This is a genomic window from Pseudomonas sp. EL_65y_Pfl2_R96, assembly GCF_963970905.1.
In the GTDB taxonomy this organism is placed as follows: domain Bacteria; phylum Pseudomonadota; class Gammaproteobacteria; order Pseudomonadales; family Pseudomonadaceae; genus Aquipseudomonas.
In genome coordinates this window covers 415998-429109 of sequence record NZ_CAXAQH010000001.1, presented here as the reverse complement: position 1 = coordinate 429109, position 13112 = coordinate 415998, and the positions used below count along the sequence as shown (strand labels likewise).

At 60.2% G+C, this 13112-nt stretch carries 12 protein-coding genes and 1 pseudogene; 9 read left to right on the top strand and 4 right to left on the bottom strand.

Annotated elements, in window-relative coordinates; genetic code table 11:
• A complete protein-coding gene (locus AACY49_RS01965) occupies nt 1-1158 on the top strand; it encodes a phospholipase D-like domain-containing protein (RefSeq protein WP_258697219.1) in 1158 nt (385 codons plus the stop codon).
• Nucleotides 1159-1282: 124 nt separating this feature from the next.
• On the opposite strand, the gene bglX is transcribed toward AACY49_RS01965, so the two are convergent.
• On the bottom strand, nt 1283-3574 hold the full coding sequence (gene bglX / locus AACY49_RS01960; RefSeq protein ID WP_258697218.1) for a beta-glucosidase BglX: 2292 nt from the start codon (nt 3572-3574) through the stop codon (nt 1283-1285).
• Between the two features lie 234 nt (nt 3575-3808).
• Between bglX and AACY49_RS01955 the strand changes: the two genes are divergently transcribed.
• The 4 genes from AACY49_RS01955 (at nt 3809) to AACY49_RS01940 (ending at nt 7262) form a co-directional block, all read left to right on the top strand.
• Entirely contained in the window at nt 3809-4417 is a 609-nt protein-coding gene (locus AACY49_RS01955) for a LemA family protein (protein ID WP_258697217.1), read from the top strand.
• 43 nt (nt 4418-4460) lie between these two features.
• On the top strand, nt 4461-5219 hold the full coding sequence (locus AACY49_RS01950; RefSeq protein ID WP_339521481.1) for a TPM domain-containing protein: 759 nt from the start codon (nt 4461-4463) through the stop codon (nt 5217-5219).
• A 58-nt stretch (nt 5220-5277) separates the two neighbouring features.
• Entirely contained in the window at nt 5278-5895 is a 618-nt protein-coding gene (locus tag AACY49_RS01945) for a TPM domain-containing protein (protein ID WP_258697215.1), read from the top strand.
• A gap of 152 nt (nt 5896-6047) precedes the next feature.
• On the top strand, nt 6048-7262 hold the full coding sequence (locus AACY49_RS01940) for a class I SAM-dependent methyltransferase (protein WP_258697214.1): 1215 nt from the start codon (nt 6048-6050) through the stop codon (nt 7260-7262).
• Between the two features lie 59 nt (nt 7263-7321).
• Here the strand turns inward: AACY49_RS01940 and AACY49_RS01935 are convergent, their stop codons facing one another.
• Nucleotides 7322-8227 (bottom strand): DMT family transporter, encoded by a 906-nt coding sequence (locus AACY49_RS01935; RefSeq protein WP_258697213.1) that lies wholly within the window; start codon nt 8225-8227, stop codon nt 7322-7324.
• 272 nt (nt 8228-8499) lie between these two features.
• Between AACY49_RS01935 and AACY49_RS01930 the strand changes: the two genes are divergently transcribed.
• From AACY49_RS01930 to AACY49_RS01920, 3 genes are all read left to right on the top strand, one after another.
• Entirely contained in the window at nt 8500-9081 is a 582-nt protein-coding gene (locus AACY49_RS01930) for a DJ-1/PfpI family protein (RefSeq protein WP_320391804.1), read from the top strand.
• Between the two features lie 14 nt (nt 9082-9095).
• Complete coding sequence (locus AACY49_RS01925; protein ID WP_007935755.1) at nt 9096-9401, top strand: ribbon-helix-helix domain-containing protein; 306 nt, start codon at nt 9096-9098, stop codon at nt 9399-9401.
• Between the two features lie 190 nt (nt 9402-9591).
• Nucleotides 9592-9936, top strand: a complete 345-nt coding sequence (locus tag AACY49_RS01920; protein WP_258697211.1) for a YegP family protein — start codon at nt 9592-9594, stop codon at nt 9934-9936.
• Nucleotides 9937-10022: 86 nt separating this feature from the next.
• On the opposite strand, the gene AACY49_RS01915 is transcribed toward AACY49_RS01920, so the two are convergent.
• A complete protein-coding gene (locus AACY49_RS01915; RefSeq protein WP_258697210.1) occupies nt 10023-11042 on the bottom strand; it encodes a DUF4917 family protein in 1020 nt (339 codons plus the stop codon).
• 156 nt (nt 11043-11198) lie between these two features.
• Here AACY49_RS01915 and yiaY point away from each other — a divergent pair, with 156 nt between their 5' ends.
• The gene (yiaY, locus tag AACY49_RS01910; protein WP_258697209.1) at nt 11199-12347 is read left to right on the top strand and encodes an L-threonine dehydrogenase; all 1149 of its coding nucleotides are present in this window, start codon (nt 11199-11201) and stop codon (nt 12345-12347) included.
• Here the strand turns inward: yiaY and AACY49_RS01905 are convergent.
• Nucleotides 12344-13087 (bottom strand): annotated as a pseudogene (locus AACY49_RS01905) (MFS transporter); the annotation flags it as partial. The gene yiaY and the pseudogene AACY49_RS01905 overlap by 4 nt on opposite strands.
• Nucleotides 13088-13112 lie beyond the last annotated feature (25 nt).

Below are 13112 nucleotides of genomic sequence, written 5' to 3'. Positions count from 1 at the left end.
ATGCGCGGCGCAATTTTCCCGTGGCGTGAAGGCAATCGCTTTGAACTGCTGATCGACGGTCCGCAGTTTTTTCCGCGAATGCTGGTGGCGATTGCCCGCGCCGAAGAGCAAGTCGAACTGGAGCTGTACCTGGTGGAGGCGGGGGCCTGCGCCGAGGCGATGGTTCAGGCGTTGGTCCAGGCCGCCGAGCGCGGCGTGCGGGTGCGCTGCCTGTTCGATGACTATGGCAGCCTGGCCTTCACCCTGACCTTGCGTCAGCGCCTGATGGCCGCCGGTGTCGAGTTACGTTTCTACAATCGCCTGAGCTGGCGGCGCTGGGTGGGCAACTTCTATCGCGATCACCGCAAGCTGCTGCTGGTGGATCAAACCCTGGCGGTCGTCGGCGGCACCGGGGTCACCGATGAGTTCTGGACGCCAGGCGAAGACACCAGCGAATGGCACGAAGTGATGGTGGAAATCACCGGCCCGCTGGTGATCGACTGGCAGTTGCTGTTTGACCGCCAATGGATCGCCAACCGCCATCGGCGTGCCTGGAAACCCACTGCGCACTTCGGTTTGCCGCGCCTGCCGCGAGTGCCGGCCATGGGCGAGGGCATGGGCCGGGTCGCCTATGCCGACGCCCGCCAACACCGCGATATTCTGCAATCGCTGGTTCGCGCGTTGAACAGCGGCCAGCGCCGAATCTGGCTGGCCACGCCGTATTTCCTGCCGACCTGGAAAGTCCGCCGCTCACTGCGCCGGGCGGCGAGTCGTGGCGTCGACGTGCGTCTGCTGCTGACCGGGCCCCGCACCGATCACCCGTCGGTACGCTACGCCGGGCATCGCTACTACCCGCGCCTGCTCAGGGCCGGTGTGAAGATCTTCGAATACCAGCCATGTTTCCTGCACCTGAAGATGGTGTTGATCGATGACTGGGTGAGCATCGGTTCGTGCAACTTCGATCACTGGAATCTGCGCTTTAATCTGGAAGCCAATCTCGAAGCCCTGGACCCCGGACTGACCCGGGCGGTGGCAGCGAGTTTCGAGAATGACTTTGCCCTGAGCCAGGAAGTCAGCCTCGAAGCATGGAAACGCCGACCGTTGTGGCGGCGGGTCAAGCAAAGGGTTTGGGGATGGGTGGATCGGTTGGTGGTGAATCTGCTGGATCGGCGGGGGTAGTCGTTCAGATCGTTCCCACGCTCTGCGTGGGAATGCAGCCCGTGACGCTCCGCGTCACTGGACGCGGAGCGTCCCTTGAGGCATTCCCACGCAGAGCGTGGGAACGATCAGTCCGTGCGCGGGATTACAGCAATTCAAAGCTCTGCTGCGTCACGTCCTGAGAGTCCAGGCCGATCTGCACGTTGAACTTGCCCGGTTCTGCGGCGTACTTGAGCTGGGCGTTGTAGAACTTCAGGTCATCCTCGGTGATGGTGAAGTGCACGACTTTCTGTTCGCCGGCCTTGACCATTACTTTCTGGAAGTTCTTCAATTCCTTGACCGGGCGGATCATCGAACCGGTCACGTCCTGGATGTACAGCTGCACCACGGTTTCACCGTCACGCTTGCCGGTGTTCTTCACCACGACGCTGGCGTCGAGCTTACCGGTCTTGTTCAGTGTGGTCGATGACAGGGCCATGTCGGTCAGGCTGAACTGGGTGTAGCTCAGGCCGAAGCCGAACGGGAACAATGGCCCGGTGGTGTCTTCGAAATACTGCGAGGTGTAGTTGCCCGGTTTGCCCGGGGTGAACGGCCGGCCAATGCTCAGGTGGTTGTAGTAGGTCGGAATCTGACCCACCGAGCGGGGAATGGTGATCGGCAGTTTGCCCGACGGGTTGTAGTCGCCGAACAGCACGTCGGCGATAGCGTTACCGCCTTCGGTGCCGCTGAACCAGGTTTCCAGAATCGCGTCAGCCTGCTCTTTCTCTTCGAGAATCGACAGCGGACGGCCATTCATCAACACCAGCACCAGCGGTTTGCCGGTGGCTTTCAAAGCCCTGATCAGCTCGCGCTGGTTGGCCGGAATGTTCAGGTCGGTACGGCTCGACGATTCGTGGGACATGCCACGTGATTCGCCCACCGCTGCCACCACCACATCGGCCTGCTGTGCGGCTTTCACCGCTTCATCGATCAGCACGTTGGCCGGACGCGGATCATCCACCACTTCCGGTGCATCGAAGTTGAGGAAGTTCAGGTAATCGAGGATTTTCTTGTCGCTGGTGATGTTCGCGCCACGGGCGTAGATCAGCGTCGACTGCGCGCCGAGTGCATGGGTCATGCCGTCGAACAGCGTTACCGATTGCGCGGGCCGGCCAGCGGCAGCCCAACTGCCCATCATGTCGATTGGGGCTTTGGCCAGTGGACCGACCAGGGCGATTTTCGCGGTTTTCTTCAGCGGCAGGGTGTCTCCCTGGTTCTTCAGCAATACCTGGCTGCGGCGCGCCACATCACGGGCCTCGGCGCGGTGCAGGCGGCTTTCGGCGTAGGTGTCGGCCGGGTCATCCTCGGCCTTGCCGATGCGCAGGTACGGGTCTTTGAACAGGCCCATGTCGTACTTGGCGGCGAGCACTTCGCGCACGGCGTTGTCGATGTCTTTCTGTTCGATCTCACCGGCCTTCAACAGCCCTGGCAACTCCTTGCCATAGAGGGTGTCGTTCATGCTCATGTCGATGCCGGCCTTGATCGCCAGCTTCGCGGCTTCGCGACCGTCAGCGGCGACGCCGTGCTTGATCAGCTCGAAAATTGCCCCGTGATCGCTGACCGCCAGGCCCTTGAAGCCCCATTCCTTGCGCAGCAGGTCGTTCATCAACCAGGTGTTGGCGGTGGCTGGCACGCCGTTGATCGAGTTCAGCGCAACCATCACCCCGCCAGCACCGGCGTCGATAGCGGCGCGGTACGGTGGCAGGTAATCCTGGTACATCTTGACCGGGCTCATGTCGACGACGTTGTAGTCGCGACCGCCCTCGACCGCGCCGTACAAGGCAAAATGCTTGACGCTGGCCATGATGCTGTCGGCCGCGTTCGCGCCTGAGCCCTGGAACGCCTTGACCATGACGCCGGCGATCCGCGAAACCAGGTAGGTGTCTTCGCCGAAACCTTCGGACGTGCGGCCCCAACGTGGGTCGCGGGAGATGTCGACCATCGGTGCGAAGGTGATGTCGAGGCTGTCAGCCGCCGCTTCCTGAGCGGCGATGCGCCCGGAGCGACCAATGGCGTCCATGTCCCAGCTCGAGGCCAGGGCCAGCGGAATCGGGAAAATGGTGCGGTGGCCGTGGATCACGTCATAGGCGAAGAACATCGGGATCTTCAACCGGCTGCGCATGGCCGCGTCCTGCATCGGACGGTTCTCGGCGCGGGTGATCGAGTTGAAGGTGCCGCCGATATTGCCGGCAGCGATCTCCTTGCGGATCATCTCCCGCGGCATTTCCGGGCCGATGCTGATCAGGCGTAACTGGCCGATCTTTTCATCGAGGGTCATTTGCTTCATCAGGTGGCTGATGAAGGCGTCCTTGTTCTCTATAGGTGCGGGCGTCGTGGCGGCCAATACGGTATGACTGGCCAGGCTGACGAACAGGCCCAGCAAACACAGCTTCTTCATGAATTGTTTTCTCAAAAGCCTAAACGGCAGTGAATACACGCCGGTCAGCCAAAATTTGGGGAGCGACTATTGTTGTTCAGGTAAATGCAGCACACTTCTGCAGAGTCTCAGTGCTGGGCATCTTTTAGCCCATTGGCTCGATGCAATCCAGTAGCGGCGCAGATTATGCCCCAAGAGCGGGGTTCAAAGTTCGCCGGTTGTTTTTCAACGGAATGTGCAAGGAGCGTCAACCAGATGAATGTACGACACCACTATCGGTCGAGCCTGCAGGTTGCAGCCTTGATGTTGCTGACCACACTACTGGCCGGTTGCGGCATCAACACTATCCCGACCCTCGACGAGCAGGCCAAGGCTGCCTGGGGCCAGGTGCAGAACCAGTACCAGCGCCGCGCCGACCTGATTCCCACTCTGGTGGAAGTCGTCAAGGGCTACGCCAAGCATGAAGAAGCCACCCTGACGGCGGTGATCGAAGCCCGGGCCAAGGCGACGTCGATTCAGGTCGATGCCAAGTCCCTCGATAATCCGGAAAAACTCAAACAGTATCAGCAGGCCCAGGATCAGTTGAGCGGTGCTCTCAGTCGTTTGATGGTGGTGTCTGAACGCTACCCGGACCTCAAGGCCAACCAGAACTTCCTGGCGCTGCAATCGCAACTCGAAGGCACTGAGAACCGCATCGCCGTGGCGCGTCGCGATTTCATCCTGGCGGTGCAAAAGTACAATACCGAGCTTCGCACTTTCCCCGGTCGCCTGTGGCACAGCGTGATGTACAGCGATTTGCCGATTCGCGAAACCTTCGAGGCCACCACTCCCGGGGCCGAACAAGCGCCGCAAGTGAAATTCTGATCAACGCCCTGTCGGCGATACAGTTATCAGGGATGAGGTTCCAATGCGTGTTTTTAGAATAGGCCTGGCGCTATTGTTGTGCGCCATGGCGCTCACGGCCCAGGCCGAATTGACGTTTCCGGCACTGACCGCAAGGGTGGTGGACAACGCCCGATTGATCGAGCCCGGGGTGCGCGAGCAATTGATGCAACAGCTCCAGGCTCACGAAAAGGCCACCGGTGAACAGGTGGTAGTGGTCACTGTGGAAAACCTGCAGGGCGCCAGCATCGAAGACTTCGGTTATCAGCTGGGACGCCACTGGGGCATCGGCCAGAAGGACAAAAATACGGGTGCCTTGCTGATCGTCGCCCGTGACGACCGCAAGTTGCGCATCGAAGTCGGGTATGGACTGGAAGATCGCCTGACCGATGCCCAGAGTTCAGTGATCATCAATCAGGTGATCACTCCCTCGTTCAAGACAGGCAATTTCAGCAAGGGCATCAGTGACGGCGTGGCCGCCATGCTGGTGGTGCTGGGTGGCAACCCGCTGAACGTGGGGCCGCCGGAAGACGAAGAGTCGTTTAGCCAGATATTTGCCAATGGCGTGGGTATGCTTTTTATCATGGCATTGCCTTTTTTGATTACGTACTGGTTCCTGAACATGCTCGGCGTAGTGGGCTCAAGGGGACGAAGCTCGTCTGACGACATATTCTACGGCAGCGGCTCTGATGGGGGCAGCGGCAGCGGCAGTGGAGATGGCGGCGGGGGCTTCAGCGGCGGCGGGGGCGGTTTCGGGGGCGGCGGTTCGTCGGGCGGTTGGTGATAACACTGAGGGTCATAACATTGCTGGTAAAAATAATAGCGAGCAGGCATTCATAACCATGGCATTACTGACTGAACACGAACAACGCAAAGTCGCCGAGGCGATTGCCCGGGTCGAGCACGACACCGACGCCGAACTGGTCACGGTGCTTGCGGCCCGCGCCGACGATTACGCGTACATCCCGCTGCTCTGGGCCAGTCTGTTGGCGCTGGTGGTGCCGGGCATCGTGCATTACCTGACGGGCTGGCTGACCATGCACAGCCTGTTGCTGGTGCAATGGCTCAGCTTCATCGTGTTGTGCCTGGTGTTCCGGATTCCGAAAGTCACCACGCGCCTGATCCCGCGCTCGGTCCGTCACTGGCGGGCGTCGAACCTGGCGCGTCGGCAGTTCCTGGAGCAAAACCTGCACCACACCGTGGGCAGCACCGGCATGCTGATTTTCGTCTCCGAGGCCGAGCGCTATGTGGAAATTCTGGTGGATGAAGGGATTTCCAAGCGGCTGGACAACAAGAACTGGGATGCGATCGTGGCCGCGTTCACGCAACAGGTGAAACAGGGGCAGACGTTGCAGGGCTTTGTGACGTGCATCGAGGCGTGCGGCGAGTTGCTCAAGGTGCATGTGCCGGTGACCCATGTGCGCAATGAGTTACCGAATCGGTTGGTGGTGTTGAACTAAAAAGATCGCAGCCTTCAGCCGCTTTTGTGGCGAGGGGGCTCACTCGCCGCAGGATTCGCACCGTTCGGCAAATAACTGCGTGTCCCGAACGGCCATCCCCCCTAAAATACCCACCATTCCCCGATCCGCACCGCCCGAGGCCGTTTTTTCCCATGTCTGTCACCGCCACTCCCGCCAGCCTCGCGCCGGATCATCACGCCCAGTTCATCGACCTGCTGCAAACCAGCCTCGACCAGAATGCTTTCATCAAACTGGTGCTGGCCAAGTACGTCGGTGGCGAAGCGGATTTGCAGCGGCTGATCATCAAGCAGCTGACGGTCAAGGATCAGCCATGCCTGTCCTTCGTCTATCGCTACAAAACCCGCGACATCACCAAAAACCTGCCGCTTGCCGAAGGCGTGGCGACCATCGCCGCACTGTTGCCGGTCTCGTTCAAAAATGCGCATTTACTGTCATTGACCGACGAAGCCCAGCTCGAATACAGCAAGAAGGGCAAATCTTCGCTGTTCAAGAGCAAGCCTCAGCAATTGCGCGAAGTGCCGTCCGCCGAGCACAACCGCGAGAAGAACCGCTTCCTCGACCTGAGCCGGCCGTTCCTCAAAGACCTCGGCGTGACCAACGCGCAGCATGAGCTGATCCCGGCGATGTCGCGCAAGTGGAAGCAGATCAACAAGTTCATCGAGGTCTTCAGCCATGCGCTGACCTCGTCGCCGTTGTCGCTGGACAAACCGGTACGGGTGGCGGATTTCGGTTCGGGCAAGGGTTACCTGACGTTCGCGATCCACGACTACCTGCGCAACACCTTGAAAGCCGAAGGTGAGGTGACTGGCGTCGAGTTGCGCGAAGACATGGTCAACCTGTGCAACAGCGCGGCGGCGAAGCTGGAGCATCCGGGGCTGGTGTTCAAATGCGGTGATGTACGCAGCGTGGCGCCGAGCGAACTGGACGTGATGATCGCGTTACACGCCTGCGACATCGCCACCGACTATGCGATTCACACCGGCATTCGTTCGGGCGCTTCGATCATCATGTGCTCGCCGTGCTGTCACAAACAGATTCGCTTGCAAATCCAGAGCCCGGCGCTGCTCAAGCCGATGCTGCAATACGGTCTGCACCTGGGCCAGCAGGCGGAAATGGTCACCGACAGTTTGCGTGCACTGTTTCTGGAAGCCTGCGGCTACGAGACCAAGGTGTTCGAGTTCATCTCACTGGACCACACCAACAAGAACAAGATGATTCTGGCGGTCAAACGCGCCGAGCCGGTGGACCCGGCTCAGTTGTTGGTGAAGATTCAGGAGCTGAAGGATTTCTACCACATCAGCGAGCATTGCCTGGAAACCCTGCTGCGGGCCGACGGCTTTCTCTAAATCTGTGGGAGCGAGCCTGCTCGCGAAGGCGGCTTAACTGTCAGCATAAGTGTTGAATGTTAAGCCCCCTTCGCGAGCAGGCTCGCTCCCACATGGGGTTTGATTGCGGTCTTGCGCCCCAACATCACCGTCACGATCACCCCGGCCGCAAACAGCCAGGTAATCGGCTCGACATGCTCACCGAAGAACAACGCCGAAAACGCGATCGTGAAGAAGATTTGCAGCAACTGGATCTGGCTGACCCGGGCAATGCCGCCCATGGCCAGCCCGGCGTACCAGGCAAAGAACCCGATGAACTGCGAAAACAGCGAGACGTAACCGAAGGCCCACCAGGTTTTCGCCGAAATTTCGCCCTGATGTTGCAGCGCCAGGTACACCACCGGCCCGATCAGCAGCGGTGTCGACAGCACCAGCGCCCAGCAGATCACCTGCCAGCCACCCATCTCCCTGGCCAACCGGCCGCCTTCGGCATAACCGAGCCCACCCACGGCAATCGCGCCGAGCATCAGCAAGTCACCGGCCTGAATACTGCCGGCGCCGCTGATCAATGCATAACCGAGCACCAACGCACTGCCCAGCGCGGCGCAGGCCCAGAAGGCTTTCGACGGGCGCTCATGGGACAGCCACGCGGCATACAGCGCCACGCACAGCGGTTGCAAGCCGTTGACCAATGCACCGTGGGAGGCGGGCAACGTCTGCATGGCCCAGGCCGACAGCACCGGGAAGCCGAGGATGACACCCGCGATCACCAGCGTCAGGCCTTTGACCTGTTTCCAGGTGGGCCATTTTTCCCGGCGCCACAGCAATAAAAGTGCTGCCGGAATCGCCGCAAACAGCGCACGGCCGAGGCCGTTGAGCAGTGGATGGAGTTCCTGCACGACGATCCGTGTGAAGGGCAGGGTCAGGCTGAAGATAACGACACCGAGCAGGCCGAGGGCCATGCCAGTGTTTTCGCGCGAGGACATGATGGCAACCAGAATCGAGGGTGGCGGAAGAGCCTTTATCTAGCCATAAACACGAGGTGAGCTGCTGTTACAGCTAGGCGCAGAGTTAGGCGTACAGTTTGAGGACGCCATCGCGAGCAGGCTCGCACACAGGGGAATGCATTCCAATGCGGGAGCGAGCCTGCTCGCGATGAACGATAACGCCGTAGTAGCTGGTTATTACCCACCCCGCCAGATAAGGACTACCTTGAATACTCCTGCATGCCCACGCATTTTCCAGAGGAGTCCTCCCCATGGCGGCTAAAAAAATTCTGATGCTGGTCGGCGATTACGTCGAAGACTACGAAGTGATGGTGCCCTTCCAGGCGCTGCTGATGGTCGGCCACACGGTGCATGCCGTTTGCCCGGACAAGTCCGCCGGCCAGACCGTGCGCACCGCGATCCATGACTTCGAAGGCGACCAGACCTACAGCGAGAAACCCGGTCACCTGTTTGCCTTGAACTTCGATTTCGCCAAAGTCGACGCCGCGGACTACGACGCGCTGCTGGTCCCGGGCGGTCGTGCACCGGAGTACCTGCGCCTGAACGAAAAAGTCCTGGACCTGGTGCGAGCGTTCGACAAGGCCGGCAAACCGATCGCCGCCGTGTGTCACGGCGCGCAATTGCTCGCCGCCGCAGGCATTCTTGAAGGTCGCGAGTGCAGCGCCTACCCGGCCTGTGCCCCGGAAGTGCGCCTGGCTGGTGGCACGTACATCGATATCCCAGTGACGGAAGGCCACGTTCAAGGCAATCTGGCCACTGCTCCGGCCTGGCCGGCGCACCCGAGCTGGCTGGCCGGTTTCCTCGGGTTGCTGGGTACCAAAATCACGCTGTAACGAGGGACCTGTTCATGTGCGAGCTCTATGTCAAAGCCGATCCGATACTCTACGAATCGCGCTCCCGCTCGCTGCGTATCTGCGGGGTGGTGACCACCCTGCGGCTGGAGAATCAGTTCTGGGACATCCTCAGCGAAATCGCCGAGGTCGACGGCATGACCACCAATCAGTTGATCGCCAAGCTGTATGAAGAGGTGATGGACTACCGTGGCGAAGTGGTGAATTTCGCCTCGTTCTTGCGGGTCAGTTGCATGCGCTATTTGAGCCAGCGTCGGGTGCAGGCACCTGAGTTGTCGGTGGTGCGGGCGGTGGTGAAATAGGACGGTTTTGTTTAGACCTTACCGGCCTCTTCGCGGGCAATCCCGCTCCCACATCAGACCGCACCTTCTGAACAACTCGGTCAACTGTGGGAACGGGCTTGCCCGCGAAGAGGCCGGTACAGGCGACAGAAATCCCGGCTTGGTCTTTACTCTGAAGCGCGCAACCTCTCAATCGCCAAGGAGAACAAGCATGTCTGGATGGTACGAAGTGAGCAAAACCAGCAACGGTCAATTCAAGTTTGTATTGAAAGCGGCCAACGCCGAAACCATTCTGGTCAGCGAGCTGTACACCACGCGCGGTGCGGCCGACAGCGGTATCGCCTCGGTTCAGGCCAACAGCCCGCTGGACGAACGCTACGAGAAAAAAAACACCAAGGACGGTCATCCTTACTTCAACCTCAAGGCTGCCAACCATCAGGTCATCGGCAGCAGCGAGTCCTACTCCTCCGATGCAGCGAGGGATAAAGGCATCGCCAGCGTCAAGGCCAACGGCCCGACCACGGTGATCAAGGACAAGACCTTGCCGGTGCTCTGACCCTGCCGTTTGCTAAGCCCGATACCCATCCAGTGTGGGAGCGGGCTTGGCGTACACCGCTCGCGAAGGCGTTGGCCCCGTCGCCGCTAAGCTTCGACCGGAACGGATAATTTCGGACTACCGAGTGCATGCGTCTTCGAATCAAAAAACCGCAACTCCACACCCGTCCCCTCAAACACCTTCGCGTAATGCCGCTTCTGATGCTGGATGAACGCCTTGCTGCGTGGATAAATCGAGATCGCCACTGTCTTCGGCTTCGCCTGGCGCAACGCATGAATGATGTGACTGTCCTGCTCGCCAAGGGCATGCCCGAAGATACACAACCCGTCGGCATGGCCGAGTAATTGGTCGTAGCAGAACGACAGGTAATCCGAGCTGCGAATGGTCTTGAGCTTGTCTTGAACCGGGCCTTCGTTGACGAACAGCGGCACGTCGTCGAGGGTCTTGATCGTATTGTTGATCGCGAAACTGCCGAGCAACGTGCCCTCGGTCGACATCAGTTTGCGCGCCGTGCCGTCCTGATTGCGCACCAGATGCAGACCGCCGTGCAGGTACAGCAGCCGGGTTTTGTCCGTTGCGGTGAGGCTCAGATCAAAACGTGGCTCGGTGCCCTGGAACAGATCGGTAATGACGTCCGGCCGGTGCTGAATCGCCCAATAGTTGAGCAGGTCGTAATTGGTGGTGAACACCGTCCGATAGCTGCCCAGTTCCTGGTTGATCGTCACCAGCGTCGAAGCCTTCACCAACCGCCACGGGATGTGTATTGCATGCACGGTGTTGATCAGCGCTTCCTTGATCGCGTAATAGCGATTACGCGGTGCGGCAGAGCTGACGGCCAATGCCTTGTTCACGCGGCTGGTGGTTTTCAGCGCGCTGAGAACCTGCTCGAAACTGCGCGTCTGCATCGCGTCGAACACGCTCAGTTCGGATTGGCTCAGAGGCTTTTCTTCGACAGTGCGGGCGTTTTCGAACAGCGAGTCGTAGCCGAAGTCGTCCCACACTGCGCGGCTGGCGCCGTTACCCACTAACAAGCCGCCGAACGAGGCGGTGGTGCGCAAGGCGTTCCAGTCTTCAAGTTGGGCATCGACATCCTGGAAATCGGTCATTGCGTTCGTTGTCTCAAAGCAAAAGGTCTGATGGACGGCGACTTTATCACGACCCGGACTTGAGCCAGATCAAGTTACCGCACGACTAATGGGTCGATCCTGTGCGCACCCGCCGGATCGGTGCTGTTGATTCGGCTTCAGCCAGGAGACACGCTCATGAGTAGTACGTTTTTCATCCCTGCCGTGAACATCATGGGCTCCGGTTGCCTCGACGAAGCCATGGACGCCATTGGCAAGTATGGTTTTCGCAAGGCGTTGATCGTCACCGACATCGGGCTGGCCGAGGCGGGCGTGGCGAAGATGATTGCCGGGAAACTGGCGCTGCAGGACATCGATTCGGTGATCTTCGACGGTGCCAAGCCGAATCCGAGCATCGCCAACGTCGAGCGTGGCCTGGGCTTGCTCAAGGAAAGTCGCTGTGATTTCGTGGTGTCTCTGGGCGGCGGTTCGCCTCACGACTGCGCCAAGGGCATCGCCTTGTGTGCCACTAACGGCGGGACGATTCGTGACTACGAAGGTGTCGACCAGTCGACCAAACCCCAACTACCGCTGATCGCGATCAACACCACCGCCGGCACCGCCAGCGAGATGACCCGCTTTTGCATCATCACCGACGAATCCCGTCACGTGAAAATGGCCATTGTCGACCGCAACGTTACGCCGCTGCTATCAGTCAACGACCCGGCGCTGATGGTCGCCATGCCCAAGGGCCTGACCGCCGCCACCGGCATGGATGCACTGACCCACGCCATCGAAGCCTACGTTTCCACGGCGGCCAACCCGATTACCGATGCCTGTGCGCTGAAAGCCATCACGTTGATCAGCCATAATCTGCGCCTGGCCGTACAGGACGGCAGTGACATGATCGCGCGGGAAAACATGGCTTACGCGCAGTTCCTCGCCGGGATGGCGTTCAACAATGCGTCCCTGGGCTATGTCCATGCCATGGCGCACCAGTTGGGCGGGTTTTACGACTTGCCCCATGGCGTGTGCAACGCGGTGCTGCTGCCTCATGTGCAAAGCTTCAATGCGTTGGTGTGTGCCGATCGTCTGACCGATGTGGCCCGGGCAATGGGCGCCGACATTCGTGGGTTCCGCCCGGAAGAGGGTGCGCAAGCAGCGATCGCGGCCATTCGCGGCCTGGCCAGGGATGTGGACATTCCCGCCGGTTTGCGTGAACTCGGTGCCAGGCTCAACGACATCCCGGTTCTCGCCAGCAATGCCCTGAAAGATGCCTGCGGACTGACCAATCCACGGCCGGCGGATCAGCGGCAGATCGAGGAAATTTTCCGCAGCGCGTTCTAAGCGGTTCTACGGCCGGGCGCGAGCACTGCGCAAAGCAGCGCGCCCAAGGCCAGCAAGGTGCAAAGCAGCGACAGCGGCCATGCCTGCTGGCTGGCTATCAGGCTGGCGATACCGCCGATTACGGCGGCCATCAGTTGGTGAATGAAACCGCTCAACGCCATCGCATAAGCACCGCCGACCGGTGAACCGTCATTGGCCAGGGACAGGCTGATCGGGTAATTCAGCGACTGGCCAAACACCGCAAAACAATAGGGCAACCAGAACAGCAGCGCTATTGAAGTGCCGGCGATGCTCCCCAGCAACATGACTGCGCTGCCGACCAGCATCAGTCCAACGCCCGCCGCCATCAGTTGGCGCTGACCCGTGCGCAGCACAAAGCGATTGACCGCCACAGCCCCGAGAAAATAGGCCGCGCTGATTGGCCAGCCCAACAATCCGTATTCCACTGCCGACCAGTTGAAGGCGCCTTGCAGAATCAGCGGAGCCGCCGTGTTGAACGCGACGATCACCCCGTACCCCAGACCACCGGCGAGGGCCGGCAGCAGGAAGGCCCGATGACGCAGAATGTGCCAGTAGCTCGTCCAGGCGGATGACGGTGTGTTCTCTTCTGCCAGTACCGGGAACGTGACCCGCGCCACCACCACCGCCATCAACAGGCTCACACCACCCAACACGCAGAAAATCGCCGACCAGCCCAGCACCAGCAGGATGATCGACCCCAGGTATTGGCCGATACCCAGATTTGTGCCGGATTCGATATTCGGT

Coding starts and splice junctions, on each gene's coding strand:
- bglX (WP_258697218.1), bottom strand. CDS start 3,574: ATGAAGAAGCTGTGTTTGCTGGGCCTGTTCGTCAGCCTGGCCAGTCAT.
- AACY49_RS01920 (WP_258697211.1), top strand. CDS start 9,592: ATGTCTGGATGGTACGAAGTGAGCAAAACCAGCAACGGTCAATTCAAG.
- AACY49_RS01935 (WP_258697213.1), bottom strand. CDS start 8,227: ATGTCCTCGCGCGAAAACACTGGCATGGCCCTCGGCCTGCTCGGTGTC.
- AACY49_RS01940 (WP_258697214.1), top strand. CDS start 6,048: ATGTCTGTCACCGCCACTCCCGCCAGCCTCGCGCCGGATCATCACGCC.
- AACY49_RS01915 (WP_258697210.1), bottom strand. CDS start 11,042: ATGACCGATTTCCAGGATGTCGATGCCCAACTTGAAGACTGGAACGCC.
- yiaY (WP_258697209.1), top strand. CDS start 11,199: ATGAGTAGTACGTTTTTCATCCCTGCCGTGAACATCATGGGCTCCGGT.
- AACY49_RS01965 (WP_258697219.1), top strand. CDS start 1: ATGCGCGGCGCAATTTTCCCGTGGCGTGAAGGCAATCGCTTTGAACTG.
- AACY49_RS01955 (WP_258697217.1), top strand. CDS start 3,809: ATGAATGTACGACACCACTATCGGTCGAGCCTGCAGGTTGCAGCCTTG.
- AACY49_RS01930 (WP_320391804.1), top strand. CDS start 8,500: ATGGCGGCTAAAAAAATTCTGATGCTGGTCGGCGATTACGTCGAAGAC.
- AACY49_RS01950 (WP_339521481.1), top strand. CDS start 4,461: ATGCGTGTTTTTAGAATAGGCCTGGCGCTATTGTTGTGCGCCATGGCG.
- AACY49_RS01945 (WP_258697215.1), top strand. CDS start 5,278: ATGGCATTACTGACTGAACACGAACAACGCAAAGTCGCCGAGGCGATT.
- AACY49_RS01925 (WP_007935755.1), top strand. CDS start 9,096: ATGTGCGAGCTCTATGTCAAAGCCGATCCGATACTCTACGAATCGCGC.